The 15,622-nt window shown below is 70.1% G+C and carries 17 protein-coding genes and 1 tRNA gene; 5 read left to right on the top strand and 13 right to left on the bottom strand.

Features of this window, described 5'->3' with window-relative positions:
• Positions 1-9 precede the first annotated feature (9 nt).
• The 3 genes from IFU40_RS14520 to IFU40_RS14510 are packed head-to-tail and all read left to right on the top strand — an operon-like array spanning position 10 to position 2,701.
• Positions 10-435, top strand: coding sequence for a VanZ family protein (locus tag IFU40_RS14520; RefSeq protein ID WP_274605371.1), 426 nt, complete (start codon positions 10-12; stop codon positions 433-435).
• 5 nt (positions 436-440) lie between these two features.
• Positions 441-1,175 (top strand): response regulator transcription factor, encoded by a 735-nt coding sequence (locus tag IFU40_RS14515; RefSeq protein ID WP_055839647.1) that lies wholly within the window; start codon positions 441-443, stop codon positions 1,173-1,175.
• Positions 1,172-2,701, top strand: coding sequence for a sensor histidine kinase (locus IFU40_RS14510; protein WP_342030263.1), 1,530 nt, complete (start codon positions 1,172-1,174; stop codon positions 2,699-2,701). Before IFU40_RS14515 ends, IFU40_RS14510 begins: the two co-directional genes overlap by 4 nt.
• 10 nt (positions 2,702-2,711) lie before the next feature.
• Here IFU40_RS14510 and IFU40_RS14505 read toward each other — a convergent pair whose 3' ends face one another.
• The 7 genes from IFU40_RS14505 to IFU40_RS14475 form a co-directional block, all read right to left on the bottom strand.
• A complete protein-coding gene (locus tag IFU40_RS14505; RefSeq protein WP_191926773.1) occupies positions 2,712-3,188 on the bottom strand; it encodes an NUDIX domain-containing protein in 477 nt (158 codons plus the stop codon).
• Between the two features lie 79 nt (positions 3,189-3,267).
• The gene (locus tag IFU40_RS14500) at positions 3,268-4,821 is read right to left on the bottom strand and encodes a flavodoxin reductase (RefSeq protein ID WP_191915721.1); all 1,554 of its coding nucleotides are present in this window, start codon (positions 4,819-4,821) and stop codon (positions 3,268-3,270) included.
• Positions 4,818-5,696 carry an FAD:protein FMN transferase gene (locus IFU40_RS14495; RefSeq protein WP_191926772.1) on the bottom strand — a complete coding sequence of 293 codons (879 nt, stop codon included), beginning with the start codon at positions 5,694-5,696 and terminating at the stop codon, positions 4,818-4,820. The genes IFU40_RS14500 and IFU40_RS14495 overlap by 4 nt, the downstream gene beginning before the upstream one ends.
• 5 nt (positions 5,697-5,701) lie before the next feature.
• Positions 5,702-6,196, bottom strand: a complete 495-nt coding sequence (locus IFU40_RS14490) for an FMN-binding protein (protein WP_191926771.1) — start codon at positions 6,194-6,196, stop codon at positions 5,702-5,704.
• Positions 6,197-6,350: 154 nt separating this feature from the next.
• The gene (locus IFU40_RS14485; RefSeq protein ID WP_055839665.1) at positions 6,351-7,385 is read right to left on the bottom strand and encodes a ribose-phosphate diphosphokinase; all 1,035 of its coding nucleotides are present in this window, start codon (positions 7,383-7,385) and stop codon (positions 6,351-6,353) included.
• Entirely contained in the window at positions 7,375-8,823 is a 1,449-nt protein-coding gene (gene glmU, locus IFU40_RS14480; RefSeq protein WP_191926770.1) for a bifunctional UDP-N-acetylglucosamine diphosphorylase/glucosamine-1-phosphate N-acetyltransferase GlmU, read from the bottom strand. The genes IFU40_RS14485 and glmU overlap by 11 nt, the downstream gene beginning before the upstream one ends.
• A gap of 1 nt (position 8,824) precedes the next feature.
• Positions 8,825-8,896 (bottom strand) — tRNA-Gln (locus tag IFU40_RS14475).
• Between the two features lie 139 nt (positions 8,897-9,035).
• On the opposite strand from IFU40_RS14475, the gene IFU40_RS14470 reads away from it, so the two are divergent.
• Both IFU40_RS14470 and IFU40_RS14465 read left to right on the top strand, forming a co-directional pair.
• Positions 9,036-9,488 (top strand): MarR family winged helix-turn-helix transcriptional regulator, encoded by a 453-nt coding sequence (locus tag IFU40_RS14470; RefSeq protein ID WP_181016034.1) that lies wholly within the window; start codon positions 9,036-9,038, stop codon positions 9,486-9,488.
• Complete coding sequence (locus IFU40_RS14465) at positions 9,485-9,997, top strand: hypothetical protein (RefSeq protein WP_055839671.1); 513 nt, start codon at positions 9,485-9,487, stop codon at positions 9,995-9,997. The genes IFU40_RS14470 and IFU40_RS14465 overlap by 4 nt, the downstream gene beginning before the upstream one ends.
• Positions 9,998-10,043: 46 nt before the next feature.
• On the opposite strand, the gene IFU40_RS14460 is transcribed toward IFU40_RS14465, so the two are convergent.
• From IFU40_RS14460 to IFU40_RS14435, 6 genes are all read right to left on the bottom strand, one after another.
• Positions 10,044-11,837: an ABC-F family ATP-binding cassette domain-containing protein gene (locus tag IFU40_RS14460; protein WP_191926769.1), complete on the bottom strand. Its 1,794-nt coding sequence runs from the start codon at positions 11,835-11,837 to the stop codon at positions 10,044-10,046.
• Positions 11,838-11,941: 104 nt separating this feature from the next.
• On the bottom strand, positions 11,942-12,874 hold the full coding sequence (locus IFU40_RS14455) for an ABC transporter substrate-binding protein (protein WP_055839677.1): 933 nt from the start codon (positions 12,872-12,874) through the stop codon (positions 11,942-11,944).
• Complete coding sequence (locus IFU40_RS14450) at positions 12,871-13,653, bottom strand: ABC transporter permease (RefSeq protein ID WP_191926768.1); 783 nt, start codon at positions 13,651-13,653, stop codon at positions 12,871-12,873. Before IFU40_RS14450 ends, IFU40_RS14455 begins: the two co-directional genes overlap by 4 nt.
• Positions 13,650-14,393 (bottom strand): ABC transporter permease subunit, encoded by a 744-nt coding sequence (locus IFU40_RS14445; RefSeq protein WP_191926767.1) that lies wholly within the window; start codon positions 14,391-14,393, stop codon positions 13,650-13,652. The genes IFU40_RS14450 and IFU40_RS14445 overlap by 4 nt, the downstream gene beginning before the upstream one ends.
• On the bottom strand, positions 14,390-15,214 hold the full coding sequence (locus IFU40_RS14440; protein WP_191926766.1) for an ABC transporter ATP-binding protein: 825 nt from the start codon (positions 15,212-15,214) through the stop codon (positions 14,390-14,392). Before IFU40_RS14440 ends, IFU40_RS14445 begins: the two co-directional genes overlap by 4 nt.
• Positions 15,215-15,227: 13 nt before the next feature.
• Positions 15,228-15,530, bottom strand: a complete 303-nt coding sequence (locus IFU40_RS14435; RefSeq protein ID WP_055839691.1) for a DUF427 domain-containing protein — start codon at positions 15,528-15,530, stop codon at positions 15,228-15,230.
• Positions 15,531-15,622: the final 92 nt, after the last annotated feature.

The raw sequence follows: 15,622 nt of genomic DNA, 5'->3' as shown, positions 1-15,622 counted from the left end.
GCTTCGGCGTTGTACGCGTTCGGTCTCTGGTGGATGACGCTGCGCCCCTCGATCTACGACGCCGGTGTGGGCGGCATCCTCACCGCCGTCCTGCGCGTGCTGGCGGCGTGGCCGCCCACCGCGTGGGTCACGTTCGATGTGGTGGAGTCCGCCTCGAACGTGGCGATGTTCGTCCCCCTGGGACTGCTCGTGCTCGGCTGGGGCGGGCGGTGGTGGCACGGCATCCTGATCGCGCTGCTGCTGAGCATCGCGATCGAGACCACCCAGCTGGTGTTCCTTCCCACGCGCGTCGCCGATGCGCGCGACGTCGTCGCGAACACCCTCGGGGCCGGTCTCGGCGTGGTCGCGCTGGTCCTTCTCAGGCGCCTGCTGCCCGGCTCTCAGGATTCCCATAACCCACGCCATAGAAAGCTCATAGATACGCGAGCACAATGAGTTCCATGACCGCGACCGCCCCCGCCCCCGCCTTCACCCGCCCCGACGGGAGCGCCCTGCGGGTGCTCGTCGTCGACGACGAGCAGATGCTCACCGATCTGCTCTCGATGGCCCTGCGCATGGAGGGCTGGGAGGTGCGCACCGCCGGGTCGGGCTTCGACGCCCTGTCGGCCGCCCGCGATTTCGAACCGGATGCCATGGTGCTCGACATCATGATGCCGGACCTCGACGGCATGGCGGTATTGCAGCGACTGCGCCACTCGGGCAACGACGTGCCCGTGCTCTTCCTCACCGCGAAGGACGCGGTGGCCGACCGCGTCGCCGGTCTCACCGCGGGCGGCGACGACTACGTCACCAAGCCGTTCAGCCTCGAAGAGGTCGTGGCGCGGCTCCGGGGCCTCATGCGGCGCGCGGGCACCGCACTCACCCGCGACTCCGAGCCCATCCTGCGCGTCGGCGACCTGTCGCTCAACGAAGACAGCCACGAGGTCGTGCGCGGGGGCCACGAGATCGAGCTGACGGCGACCGAGTTCGAGCTGTTGCGCTTCCTCATGCGCAACCAGCGGCGCGTGGTGTCGAAGGCGCAGATCCTCGACCGCGTCTGGAACTACGACTTCGGCGGACGCTCCAGCGTCGTGGAGCTGTACATCTCGTACCTGCGCAAGAAGATCGACGCCGGCCACGAGCCGCTCATCCACACGGTGCGCGGCGTCGGCTACATGATCAAAGCCCCCCAGTGAGCATTCCCCCGCGACCGGCGCCGCCCCCCGCGACCGCGGGCGAGAGGTTCACGCGCCTGCGCCGGCCCTGGACCCTGCAGGCGCGCCTGATGACGGCGGTCATCGGCATGGTGGCGTTCATCCTCGTGATGATCGGCATCTCGACCAGCGCGATCCTGAGCCAGATCCTCTTCTACAACCTCGACGCATCGGTCACCGACGCCGCCTCGTCGGTGCAGTCGCAGATCGGATTCCAGAGCACGGCCGAAGAAGTGCTCGAGGCGGGCCCCCGCGACCCGGGCACCCTGCTCGTGATGAACTCGCGCAACGCCCTCACCGGCGCCGTGGTCAGCGAGGGCGGCGCGCGGGCCCTGACCACCGACGACCTCGGGCAGATCGCCGACAGCCTGCGCTCCACCGACCCCGCCGCGCAGACGGTGAACCTGCCCAACCTCGGCGAGTACCTCGTGCGCTCCTACAGCTCACCCGGCGGGGTCGCCTTCTTGGTCGGGCTCCCCCTGTCCAACGTCACGGGCTACATCGGGGCCATCCTCACCACCGTCGCCCTCGTGACCGCCGGCGGCCTGCTGCTGCTCGCCGTCGTCATCGCCATCGTCATCCGCCTGGGGCTCAAGCCGCTACGCGCCGTCGCCGAGACCGCCACCCGCGTCGCCTCGTTGCGCATGGACCAGGGCGACGTGTCGATCACCGAGCGCGTCCCCGCCGACCAGGTCGACGAGCACACCGAGATCGGTCAGGTCGGCCTCGCCCTCAACTCCCTCCTCGACACCGTCGACGCCTCGCTGACGGCTCGCCAGCGCAATGAGGAGCTCATGCGCCGCTTCGTGGCGGATGCCAGTCACGAACTGCGCACGCCCCTCGCATCCATCCGCGGGTTCTCGGAGTTGTCGCTGCGAGCCATGCGCCAAGCGCACGACGACGAGAGCCGCCAACGCATCGAGCTGGCCGTCGAGACCACCGAGCAGTCGCTCGAACGCATCCAGGCGCAGTCGCTGCGCATGACGACGCTCGTCGAAGACCTGCTGCTGCTGGCGCGCCTCGACGAGGGCCAGGAGCTCGTCTACGGGTCGGTCGACCTCACCCGCCTCGCGGTGGAGGCCGTCGGCGACGCGCGTCCCGCCGGACCCGACCACGCCTGGACCATCGACGTGCCCGACCAACCGGTCGAGCTCGCCGGCGACTCCTCGCGTCTGCATCAGGTCGTCGCGAACCTCCTCGCCAACGCCCGCACGCACACGCCGGCGGGCACCGTGGTGGCCGTCTCGGTCGCCCACGAGGGCGACGAAGCCGTGCTGCGCGTGCACGACGACGGCCCCGGGATCGATCCCTCGGTCGCTGCGCAGTTGTTCGAGCGCTTCGCCCGCGGCGATCGCTCCCGCGACCGCAAGACCGGCGGAACGGGTCTGGGGCTCTCGATCGCCCGCGCGATCGTCGAGGCGCACAACGGCACGATCGGCGTGCGGAGCACGCCCGGCGACACGACCTTCGAGGTGCGCCTGCCCGCGAAGCCCGCCGACCCCGTGTGAGCCGACGCGCTCAGTCGGCGCGGCGCTCGAAACGCGCGGGGCCGGTCTGGCGGGCGGCGCGCACGCGCCCGGCCATCTCGGCGTCGAGGAGCGCGTCGACCTCGTCGAGGGCCCACCAACCGACCTCGGTCATCTCGCCGTCGACCGGCACCGGCTCGCCCGAGCGCCACGTGCAGGCGAAGACCAGGTCGAGGTAGTCGCTCTGATCGCCGTTGTCGTACGTCACGCGCGGGATCTGGTGAACCCAGACCAGTCGGTCGACGTCGATGCGCACGCCGGCCTCTTCTTCGGCCTCGCGCGCCGCGGCGTCGGCCGGCTCCTCGCCCGGGTCGACGATGCCGGTGATCGGGGTGAGCCGGCCCGAGTCGCTGCGGCGACCGAGCAAGACGTCGTCGCCGCGGACGATCACCGCGGTGACGCCGACGAGCGGCAGGGGCATGGTGCCGACGTGGCGGCGCAGCTCGAGGACGAAGTCGGGAGTGGGCACGCGTTCACTGTAGACCGAGCCCGGCGGACGGCCGGGTCGATCCCCCGCCGCCCGCCGCCGCATACGCCACCTCGGCCGCTCAGTACCCCGCGAACGCGTCGGTCGTGAGCGACTTCGCCTTCCCCAGGGCGGGTGCGAGAGCCGCGATCAATCGCGGCGGGCCCGACACGTAGGCCGCACGCTGGGCGAGGTCGGGAACGGCGCGCAGGAGCCCCTCGGCATCCACCCGATCGGGTCCCGCCCAGACCCACCCGGCCGGCAGATCGACCGGCTCGTCGGGCGAGAACACCACGACCGGGATGCCACTGGCGACGATGTCGTCGCGGAACGCGAGCTCGTCCGACCCCGACACGACATAGGCGAGCACCGCGTCGCGACGCTGACCCGTGGCGGCGAGGTGCCGCAACTGCGACACGAACGGGGTCACGCCGATGCCGGCCGCCACCATCAGCACGGGCGCCGTGGGGCGTGCGGGGAGCACGAAGTCGCCCCACACGCCGGTCACCGCGAGCGTTCCGCCGGGCTCGACCGCGGCGAGGGCCTTCTTGTACGACGACTGCGAACCGTCCTTGAAGGCGATGCGCACCTCGGGCAGGTCTTCGGGGGCCGAGGCGATCGAGAACTCGCGGCGCGTTCCGCGGCCGTCGGGGCGACGGTGGGGCACATCGAGCTCGAGGTACTGCCCGGGCGAGAACGAGAAGGGTCGCGCCGCGTGGAACGTCAGTTCGCGCACGGTGGGAGTGAGGTCCCGCCGCCGCTCCACCCGAAGTCGCACCGCGGCACGCAGGCAGAACAGGAACGCCACGAGGTTTCCGATCAGCAGGGCGCGCTCCTGACCGAGCGTGATCGCGCCGACCGCCAGCGGCCAGCCGGCCAGCACGCCGACCACGACCGCCACGACGTACTGCTGCGCGCGGCGCGGGGGCAGCGTCAGGGGCTCCGAGAGCATGAAGGCCCCCAGGAACAGGAACGGCGACGAGAACGCGACCTGCAGCAGCACGGTCGGCACATCGACGGGGAACCCCGCCGCCTGGAACTGCACCGTCGTGCGCACGAAAGCGACCGTCATGGCCACGAGCCAGAAGGTCACGACCACGGGGAGCTTGTCGGTGCGCACCAGCAGCAGCACGCCCAGCACGAGGACGGGGGCTGCCATCCACGGCGAGCCGACCCACCAGGCGGAGGAGCCCAGATCGGGCGCCCAGATGCTGACGATGGTCAGCACGGCGGCTCCCGTGGCGGCCGGGTTGAAGATGTGGCGACCGCGCCAGGCGAGCAGGTACTTCGATGCGGATGCCACGACACCCGCGAGCACGAGACCGGCGAGGCCGATCGGCTCCAGCGTCGGCCGCAGCACGAACAGCAGGATCGCGGCGGTGATCAGCGAGGACTCGAGCCGGCGCGGCATCCGGAGCAGGCTCTGCGCCGCGAGATCGGTGAGGGCGCACGCGAGCGCGAGCACCACCGCGCTGACGACGATCTCGAGCGGCTGCGGACCGACCTGGCCGGCGAACGACAGCACGAGCGCGATCAGCGCCAGAAGGCCCAGTGAGAACATCACGAGCCGGTACATCGAGACCCGGCCGATCAGGCCGAGCACGCGGGTGGAACCCGCGGTGAGGGTGGTGGTCACGAGAAGACCTCTCCGTCGAATCCGGGCGACCACTCCACGCGGCCGTCGGTACGCATGCGCACCCAGTGCGCCTTCCAGGTGGCGGCGAGCTCGGGCCCGCCGTCGAAGAACAGTGCCGTCGCGAGGGCGTCGGCCCGCATCGCGGTGTCGGCGAGCGCCCAGGTCGCCGCGAAGGCGCGCACGGGCGCTCCCGTGCGGGCGTCGAGGACGTGATGGAGCCCGTCTCCCCACGCGCGTCGGTTGATCGCCGAGGCGCACAGCGCGCCGTCGACCACGGTGGCCACGCCGATCGCGCGCGTCGAATCGTAGGGGTGCTCGAGGGCGACGCGGATCGGGGCCCCGCTCACGGCCAGGTCTCCCGAGCCGTCGACCACGACGTCGCCGTCGACGTGACGGCGCACCGTGTCGTGCACGAGGTCGACCAGCCGCCCCTTGCCGAGGGCGCCGACGTCGATCGTCGCGGGTGCGCCCAGGGCGAGCTGATCGCTCCCCCACGTCAGGGTGTCGCGCCACGACGGTGCGGGCTGCGGCTCACCCCGGGGGGCGAGCGTGAGTCGCGCGTCGTAGCCCAGACGGGCCAGCGAGTCGCCGACCAGCGGGTTGACCGCACCGCCCGTCGCGGCGTCGAGCTCGTCGTACATCGAGAGCATGGCGTGCGCGTCGTCGGGGGCGGGCACGGATGCCGCCCGGCCCTCGGCGAGGGCCGACACCAGCGAGTCGTCGCGGAAGCGCGACCACTCCCGGTCGAAACGCTCGACGACGGCCGACACCGCGTCGCGGGCGATCGAGGGCAGGGGGTGCGCCGTCTCGATCGCCCACGACGTGCCGATCGCGTCGAAGACCCAGGTCGAGCCCGTCGCGGTCGGAGTGGACACGAGGGTCAGGCCTTCGCCTCGGTCTTGATGGTGTCGACGGCCTTCATGAATCCGCCGCTGGTCAGCGACGAACCGGCCACCTTGCTCACCGAGATCTCGTCGAGCTTCTTGCCGACGACCTCGTCCTTGATCCCGCCGATGAACTCGCCCTGGTAGCGCTGCGATTCAGCCGCCTGCGGGTCGCCCGTCACCGTGACGTCGGTGACGGTGTCACCGGCCAGGACGAGGGTGACGTCGATGGTCTCGACGCTCTCGGGGGTGGCGTACTGACCGGTGGCCTCGTACGTGCCGTCCGTGTAGGTCCCCGCGGCCGTCGAGCCGCCGGCGGCAGCGCTCGCGGTGGCGCTGGGGGCAGCGCTCGCGGCGCTGGTCTCGGCGGGGGCCGCGGCGTCGGTGGTGGTGGTACCGCCGGAGCATCCGGCGAGGGTGACGATTCCGGCGACGCCCAGCAGGGCGGTGCCGATGCGGACGGGACGGGGTACGGCTGTGGTGCGGATCATGAGGGTCCTCCTTCGGTCGTGCCTCGCGGCGCGTTCGTTCTCACGGTAGGGACACGACCTTGGTGGCGTTCCGGTTCACACCTTTGTGCGGGCTGTGAACGAGGACGCGAAAACCCCCGCCTCGAACCGCAGGCGGGGGTTTTCGAACGGTCGCTTACGCGTCGCCGCCGAACATGCTCGTGACCGAGCCGTCCTCGAAGACCTCGTGGATCGCGCGGGCCAGCAGCGGAGCGATCGGCAGCACCGTGAGCCGGTCGAAGCGGCGCTCGGGCGGCAGCGGGACGGTGTCGGTGACGACGACCTCGTCGATCGCGGCATCCTGCAGTCGCTCGGTGGCCGGGTCACTGAAGATCGCGTGGGTGGCGGCGACGATGACCTTGCGGGCACCGGCGGCCTTGAGCGCCTGCGCGGCCTTCTGGATCGTGCCGCCGGTGTCGATCATGTCGTCGACCAGCAGGCAGGTGCGGCCGTTCACGTCACCGACGATCTCGTGCACCGAGACCTGGTTGGCGACCTTCGGGTCACGGCGCTTGTGGATGATCGCGAGCGGCGCGCCCAGGCTGTCGGACCAGGTGTCGGCCACGCGCACGCGGCCCATGTCGGGCGAGACGACCGTGAGGGTCTCGCGGTCTTCGCCGGTGAGCGTGTGCTGGAAGTGCTCGAGCAGCACGGGCTTGGCGAAGAGGTGGTCGACGGGGCCGTCGAAGAAGCCCTGGATCTGCGCTGCGTGCAGGTCGACGCTCATGATGCGGTCGGCGCCGGCCGTCTTCAACAGGTCGGCGACGAGACGGGCACTGATCGGCTCACGGCCGCGGCCCTTCTTGTCTTGCCGCGAGTACGGGAAGTACGGAGCGACGACCGTGATGCGCTTGGCCGAGGCGCGCTTGAGCGCGTCGAGCATGATGAGCAGCTCCATGAGCCACTCGTTGACCGGCGGCCCGAAGGACTGGATGACGAAGACGTCGCACCCGCGGATCGACACCTCGAAGCGGGTGTAGATCTCGCCCGAGGCGAAGGTGCGGTGCTCGGTGGGGGCCAGTTCGGTGCCCAGGTGATGGGTGACCTGTGCGGCGAGGTCGAGGTGCGAGCGTCCGGACGCGACGACCAGCCGCTTCTTCGTCTTGGCGACGAGGCCGGGGGCGATGCCGTTGTCGCGGTCGAGATCTACACGATTCTTCTTACGAGCCATCGGCCGCTTCCTGTTCAGCCCGGGCCCGCGCGGCCACGTCGGCCGCCGCAGTGCCCGGTCGGTTCTTCTCGACCCACCCCTCGATGTTGCGCTGGGGTGCCACGCTGAGCGCCAACGCACCGGCGGGGACGTCCTTGCGGATGACGGCGCCGGCGCCCGTCTTGGCGCCGTCTCCAATCGTAACCGGCGCGACGAAGACGTTGTGCGAGCCGCTGTGCACCTCGTCGCCGATCACGGTGCGGTGCTTGGTGAGATCGTCGTAGTTCGCGGTGATCGCTCCCGCGCCGAGGTTGACGCCGCGACCGATGTCGGTGTCGCCGATGTACGACAGGTGGGGCACCTTGCTGCCCTCGCCGATGGAGGAGTTCTTCACCTCGACGAACGTGCCGACCTTGCCGTTCACGCCGACGCGGGCATTCGCGCGCAGGTAGGCGAAGGGGCCGACGGTGGCTCCCGCTTCGACGACCGCGAGCGTTCCATCGGTGCGCGTGATGGTGGCGTCCTCGCCCACCTCGCAGTCGACGAGGGTGGTGTCGGGTCCGATCGTGGCGCCCGAGGCGATCACGGTGGCACCGCGCACGTGCGTGTTGGGCAGGATCGTGACGTCGGGGGCCAGCGTCGCGGTGACGTCGATCCAGGTCGTGGCCGGGTCGACGACGGTGACGCCCTCGAGCTGCCACCGGCGCACGGTGCGGGCGTTGAGGGTGCGTCCCGCCTCCGACAGCTGCACGCGGTCGTTGACGCCGAGGGCCGCGGAGGCATCGGGGGTGACGGATGCCGCGACCCCGAGCTGCGCGTCGCGGAGGAGCCCGATCACGTCGGTGAGGTACTTCTCGCCCTGGGCGTTCGCGGTCCCCACGAGCGCCAACTGCGCGCGCAGGGGCGCTGCCTGGAAGACGTAGACGCCCACGTTGATCTCGGTGACCGCGGCCTCGTCGGCCGTGGCGTCCTTCTGCTCGACGATGCGGCGGACGCCGTCGGCGTCGTCGCGGATGATGCGGCCGTAGCCGAACGGCTGGTCGACGCGGGCGCTCAGGAGCGTGACGGCCGACCCTCCCGTGCGGTGAGTGGCGAGCAGCTCGGTGAGCGTTCCGGTCTCGAGCAGCGGCACGTCGGCGCTCAGCACGAGCACGTCGCCCTCGAACCCCTCGAGCGCCTCCAGCGCGGCCTCGACGGCGCGGCCGGTGCCCGTGACCTCGTCTTGATCGACGACGACGACACCCGGCGCGAGCTCGGCGACGGTGTCGGCGACCAGCTGCCGCTCGTGGCGCACGACCACGACGATGCGCGCCGGGTCGAGGGATGCCGCGGTGTCGAGCACGTGACCGACGAGCGGACGACCACCGACGGGGTGCAGCACCTTGGGGGTGCGCGACCGCATGCGGGTGCCTTGACCCGCGGCGAGGACGACGACGGCGAGCTCGGTCGGTGTTGTCATGCTCCGCCGCCAGGATTCGAACCTGGACCTAACAGCTCCAAAGGCTGTCGTGCTGCCGTTACACCACAGCGGACCGTGCCCGCGGGCACCGGTCAAGTCTGCCAGACGACGCCGTCTCGCACGGGCGGCGCGACGCGACGGCGACGGGCTCTCGACATAATGAGACGGTGAGCCGGGACAGCGACGAGGTCGACCGCATCGTCGATGCGTGGATGCATCAGCGCCCCGACCTCGATTTCTCACCCCTAGAGGTGCTCTCGCGCGTCGCACGCTTGTCGCGTCACCTCGACATCGCGCGCAAAGAGGCGTTCCGGCGCAGCGACATCGAGTCGTGGGAGTGGGACGTGCTGTCGGCGTTGCGCCGTGCCGGCGAGCCGTATCAACTGAGCCCCAAGCAACTGCTGCAACAGACCCTGGTCTCGAGCGGCACCATGACCAATCGCATCGACCGACTCGTCGCCCGCCGTTTCGTGCGCCGCGAGGCCGATCCGCAAGACGGACGGAGCATCCTGGTGACCCTGACCGAAGACGGACGCGTGCGCGTGGACGCCGCGATCACCCGGCTCGTCGATGCCGAGGCCCTGCTGCTCGAGGGACTCTCGCGCGGCGACCGCGATCGCCTCGCGACGCTGCTGCGCAAGCTCAGCCTGGGGTTCGACGCATGAGCGCCCCGGTCGAGGCGCCGTCGGCGTGGACGCGCGTGAAGGCGTGGTTCGACGTGCGTTTTCGCTCCCCCGCCGCCATCTACGGCTTGATCGTGTTCGCCGCCTTCGTCACCATCGCCGACGACCACGCCGAATCGGTGTGGGAGGTGCTGCTGACGTCGACGGGTTCGCTGTTCGTGTTCTTCATCGCCCACGTCTTCGCGCACACGCTCACCGAGCACGCCACGCACGGCCTGCGTCACGCCACGCGCGAGGGCATGCGTCACGGCGCGGGCATGCTCTACGCGTCGGTGCCGGCGATGCTCGTGCTCGTGTGGGCCGGCGCCACCGGCGTCTCGGTCAGCGACGCGGCCGAGCTCTGCGGGTGGACCACGTTCCTCGTGCTCGCGCTCCTCGGGTACAGCGCCTACCGGCGCCGAGGCGCGGGTCTGCTCGGTCGCCTGCTCGGGGGCTTCGCCACGGCGTGCCTCGGCATCTTCATCGTGCTGCTCGAGCTCGTCATCCACTGAGTGCCGCGCCGCCGCGCGCGGCGCGTGGCGGGACCGGCGGCCGGGGTCAGCCGATGGCCTCGGTGAGTTCGAACCACGTCATCTCGAGCTCGTCGCGCTCGCTCTCGAGCTGCGAGATGCGCTGCATCTCGGTGCCGAGGCCCACGTAGTCGCCCTGGTCGTGGTCGGCCAGAGCAGCCTTCGCCTTGTCGATCTGCTGCTGCAGCTTCTCGATGCGTCGTTCGGTGGCCGAGGCCTCCTTCTGCGCGGCGCGCAGCTCGGCGCCCTGCAGCCCCGGAGCCGCGGCCACGGTGCCGGATGCCGCGGACCGAGAGGGCTCGGCATCCTGGAGCGCGCGCAGCCGCAGGTATTCGTCCACGCCCCCGGGAAGGTGGCGGAGCTTGGCGTCGAGGATCGCGAACTGCTGATCGGTGACCCGCTCGAGGAAGTAGCGGTCGTGCGAGACCACGATGAGCGTGCCCGACCAAGAGTCGAGCAGGTCTTCCATGGCGGCGAGCATGTCGGTGTCGAGGTCGTTGGTGGGCTCGTCGAGGATCAGCACGTTCGGCTGGTCGAGGATGACGAGCAGGAGCTGCAGGCGCCGCTTCTGACCACCCGAGAGGTCTTTCACGGGCGTCGAGAGCTGGGCGCTCGAGAAGCCCAGGCGCTCGAGGAGTTCTCCGGGGGTGAGCTCCTTCGCCTTCGAGCCCGTACCGAACGAGTACGTCGTGCGCAGATTCGCGATCACCACGCGGACGGGGTCGTTCATGTGCTGATCGAGCTCGTCGAGGCGCTGGGTGAGGGTGGCGACCTTGACGGTCTTGCCGCGCTTCACGCGTCCGCTCGTGGGTTCGAGCGAGCCGGTCACCAGGTTCAGCAGCGTCGACTTGCCGGCGCCGTTGACGCCCAGGATGCCGGTGCGCTCCCCCGGTGCGATGCGCCACTCGATGTCTTTCAGTACGGTGTGGTCGCCGTACGTCACGCCGACATCGAGAAGATCGACGACGTCCTTGCCGAGGCGCGCGACGGCGAGGGACTGCAGCGCGACGCGGTCGCGGATCTCGGGCACGTCGGCGATGAGCTCGTTGGCCGCGTCGATGCGGAACTTCGGCTTCGACGTGCGCGCGGGGGCACCGCGGCGCAGCCACGCGAGCTCTTTGCGCGCGAGGTTCTGCCGACGCTGTTCGATCGTCGCGGCCTGGCGGTCGCGCTCGACGCGCTGCAGGATGTAGGCGGCGTACCCGCCCTCGAAGGGCTCGACCAGGCGATCGTGCACCTCCCAGGTGGCGGTGCAGATCTCATCGAGGAACCACCGGTCGTGCGTCACGACGAGCAGGCCGCCGGCCGAGGGCGCCCACCGCCGCCGGAGGTGCCCGGCCAGCCAGGTGATGGCCTCGACGTCGAGGTGGTTCGTCGGCTCGTCGAGGAAGAGCACGTCCCAGTCGCCCGACAGCAGCTGGGCCAGTGCCACGCGACGGCGCTGCCCGCCCGAGAGGTCGCCGAGGCGCGCGTCCCACGGCAGGTCGCCCAGGAGTCCGGCGATGACGTCGCGCGTACGCGCGTCGCCCGCCCACTCGTGCTCGGCGCGCTCGCCGACGACCGCGCGGCCGATGGTCTCGTCGTCGTCGAGGGTGTCCTGCTGATCGAGCACGCCGACGGTCACACCGCCGCGCACCGTCACGCGGCCGCCGTCGGGCTCACGGATGCCGGCGAGCATGCCGAGCAGGCTCGACTTGCCGTCGCCGTTGCGACCGACGATGCCGATGCGGTCGCCCTCGTTGACGCCGAGCGAGACGGAGTCGAAGACGACCTTGGTCGGGTATTCCAGGTGCAGGGCTTCGCCCCCGAGCAGATGTGCCATATCCGTCCCAGGCTACGCGGTGCGCGGTCTCGCGCGCGCTGCGCAGGGAACGACGGAGGCCGCCCCCGAGCGGGGACGGCCTCCGATGTTCGGGGTGAGCGGCCTCAGCTGAGACCGGCCTGCGAGAGCCAGTCCGCGGCGGCGGTGCTGGCCGATGCCTGCTCGCTGCCCTCGACGCGGTCGCGCAGATCGATGAGATCGTCGGTCGTGAGCTTGGCCGAGATGGCGTCGAGTGCGTCCTTCAGCTCCGGCGTGTCGATCGACGTGCTGAGCAGGGGAAGAACGTTCTGCGCGGCGATGAGGTTCTCGGGGTCCTCGAGCACGAGCAGGTTCTCGGCCTTCAGTGCCGGCGACGTCGTGTAGATGTCGGCGACCTGCACCGTGTTGTCGACGAGGGCGCGGACGGTGTCGGGGCCACCGAAGTCCTCGTAGGGCACGAAGGTCACGTTGCTGACGCCGTACACCGACGCGAGGCCCGGGAGGCCGTACCCCAGCTCCGCGAACTGCGGGTTGGCGCCCAGGCTGAAGGGCTGGACCTTGGCGAGGTCGCCGATCGAGGTGAGGCCGTTCGCCTGCGCGTACGACTGGGTGACGACGTAGGCGTCCTTGTCCTCCGCGGCGGCGGAGGCGTAGACGGTCAGGTCGTCCTTGGACACGGCATCCGTCAGCGCGGCGTCGACGTCTTCGGTCGTGCGCTGCGTGAAAGCGGTGTCGTAGTACGCCAGCAGGTTGCCGTTGTACTCGGGGATCAGGTTGATCGAACCGTCCTGCAGGGCGGGGATCGTCTGCTGACGCGGTCCGATGTTGAACTTCGTCTGCACGTCGAAGCCCTTGGCCTTCAGAGCCTGGGCGTAGATCTCGCCGAGGATCTCGCTCTCGGGGAACGCGAACGAGCCGACGACGATGGTGCTGGAGTCCCCTCCGGCATTACCGGTTTCGGGAGCGGTGGGATCCGCCTGCGAACACCCTGCCAGGGCCACGACGGCCCCGACCGCGATGACGCCGAAGGCGACCCGGCCTTTACTGAAAATGCTCATGCTGTGACATTCCTCTCTTGGGTTGGTGTTTCCACCACCGTCTCGGGACGGGACGCCCGTCGACGGAATCTGTTGCCGCGACGCCCGGAGACTGCTCCGGGGCCGCGGGTGAGTCGTTGCACGATCGCGAACAGCGCATCCACCACGAGCGCGAAGGCCGTCACCAGGATGGCTCCGCCGAGGATGCGGTCGTAATCGTTGAGGCCGATACCGCTGCTGATGATGCGGCCGAGCCCGCCGAGACCGGCGTACGACGCGATGACCGCGGTGGCGATCACCTGCAGCGTGCCCGCACGGAGCCCGCCGATGATCAGCGGCAGGGCCAGCGGAATCTCGACGCGCGTGAGGATCTGCATCTCGGTCATGCCGATCGAGCGCGCCGCGTCGATGGCCGGTCGCGACACCGACTCGAGACCGGCGTACGCACCCGCGAGGATCGAGGGGATCGCCAGGAGCACGAGGGCGATGGTCGTTCCCCAGAAGATGCCGGAGTTCCCCTTCACCAGGGCGCCCAGCACCATCGTGAGGAAGAACAGCACGCCCAGGGTCGGCAGCGCGCGCATGGCGCCCGTGAAGCCGATGACGAACTGTCGGCCGCGACCGGTGTGCCCGATGTAGAACCCGAGCGGAAGGGCGATCGCCGCGGCGATGACCACCGCGACAACCGTGTACAGCAGGTGCTCGAGGAGCCGGTCCTGGATGGGCAGGGGCGACACTCCGCCGGGCTGCCAGTTCTGCGGCGCGAAGATCCACGCGATCGCGTCGAGGAAGAGATTCATGCGCGACCCCCCGGAGACACTTCGTCGACCGCTGCGGTGGGCGCAGTGCCCCCGGCAGCGATGGGGGCGGCCACGACGGTGCGCTTGCCGCGCCGCTGGGCGGCACGGTCCACCCTCGCCCAGGGCATGAGGATCCTGCCCGCGGCGACGAGGATGAGATCGAACAGCAACGCGATGAGCAGGGTGGCGACGATCCCGACGCCGACCTCCTCGAGGTTGTTGCGCTGCTTGCCGTTGGTGAACAGGTAGCCGAGGTTCTCGGAGCCGATGAGCACGCCCACCGAGACCAGGGCGATCGTCGAGACCGATACGACGCGCAGTCCCGCGAGCATGACCGGGCCCGCCAGGGGGAACTCCACCTGCCAGAACCGCCGCCAGGCCGAGAAGCCCATCGCGGTCGCCGCCTGCTTCGTCTCGGCCGAGACCGAGAAGAACGCGTCGGAGGTGGCGCGCACCATGATCGCGACCGCGTAGATGGTCAGCGCCACTATCAGATTGGTGTCGCTCAGAACGCGCGTTCCGAGGATCGCGGGCAGGATGACGAACAGCGGCAGCGACGGGATCGTGTACAGCAGGCTCATGGCCGTGATCACCGTGCCGCGGGCGAAGCGGCCCGTGAGGGTCAGCCTCCCGAGCGGGATCGCGATGAGGAACCCGAGCACGATCGGGATGATGCTCAACCGGATGTGGTTGAGGGTCAGATCGACGACCAGGGGGAAGTTGCCCCAGAGCCACGTCACGACAACGGCTCGTCTCTGAGCGCACCCTGGGTGCGTCCCGAGGCATCCACCACGACGGTGCCGTTCTCCGTCTGCTTGAGGTGGAGCGCCCGCTTGCCCTTGACCGCGCCGATGAAGCTCGCGACGAAGTCGGATGCCGGATTCTCGACGATCTCGCTCGGGCTTCCGACCTGCGCGATCTTCGCACCCTTTTCGAGGATGACGACCTGGTCGCCGAGCAGGAAGGCCTCGTCGATGTCGTGGGTGACGAAGACGATCGTCTTGCCGATCTCGCTCTGCAGGCGCAGCAACTCCTGCTGCAGTTCGTCGCGGACGATCGGGTCGACGGCACCGAACGGCTCGTCCATGAGCAGAATATTGGGGTCGGCAGCGAGCCCGCGGGCGACGCCCACGCGCTGCTGCTGACCGCCGGAGAGCTGACTCGGGTAGCGGTCGGCCATCGCGGTGTCGAGCCCGACGGTCTTCATCAGCTCGAGCGCGCGTGCCCGGGCCGCCTTGCGGTTCTGACCCTGCAGCACCGGAACGGTCGCGATGTTGTCGGCGACCGTGAAGTGCGGCAGCAGGCCGGAGTTCTGCATGACGTAGCCGATGCTGCGGCGCAACTGCACCGCGGGCTTGCCGCCGATGTCGTCGCCGTCGATCGCGATCTCGCCCGACGAGGGCTCGACCATGCGGTTGATCATGCGCAGCAGCGTCGTCTTGCCGCACCCCGACGATCCGACGAACACGGTCGTCTTGCGCGAGGGGATCACCAGACTGAATTTGTCGACGGCACGCGTGCCGTCGGGGAAGACCTTGGAAACGGTCGAGAATTCGATCATCTGCGTGCCCGACTCAGTCGGAGACCACGACCTTGCGGTCGAAAGCGACGTAGCCGGCGAAATCCTTGCCCACGCGGTCGACGGCACCGGGGCGCAAGTCGGGGTACGACCACGCTCCGTCGGTGAGCTCGGCCCCGTCGAGCGAGATGGTCCAGTACTGGGCCGCCCCCTTCCACGGGCAGGTGTACGCCGTGGGGCTCTGCTGGAGCGCGCCCTCGCGGACCGCGGCCGGCGGGAAGTACCAGTTGCCTTCGATGGAAGCCAGGTCGTCACGGTCGGCCTCGGCGATGACGACGCCGTCGAGTACTGCCTTCATGGGGTCCCCCTTCGTGGCACCCCGCGGGTACGGCACCCTGCGGTGGCGATCCACCTCGGTCGAGGCTACCCACGCGAAAATCACGCCAAGGC

The organism is Microbacterium sp. CFBP 13617 (genome assembly GCF_014839445.1).
Taxonomy (GTDB): Bacteria; Actinomycetota; Actinomycetes; order Actinomycetales; family Microbacteriaceae; genus Microbacterium.
Note: the sequence above shows the minus strand (reverse complement) of the source record. Positions and strands in the feature narration are given on the sequence as shown.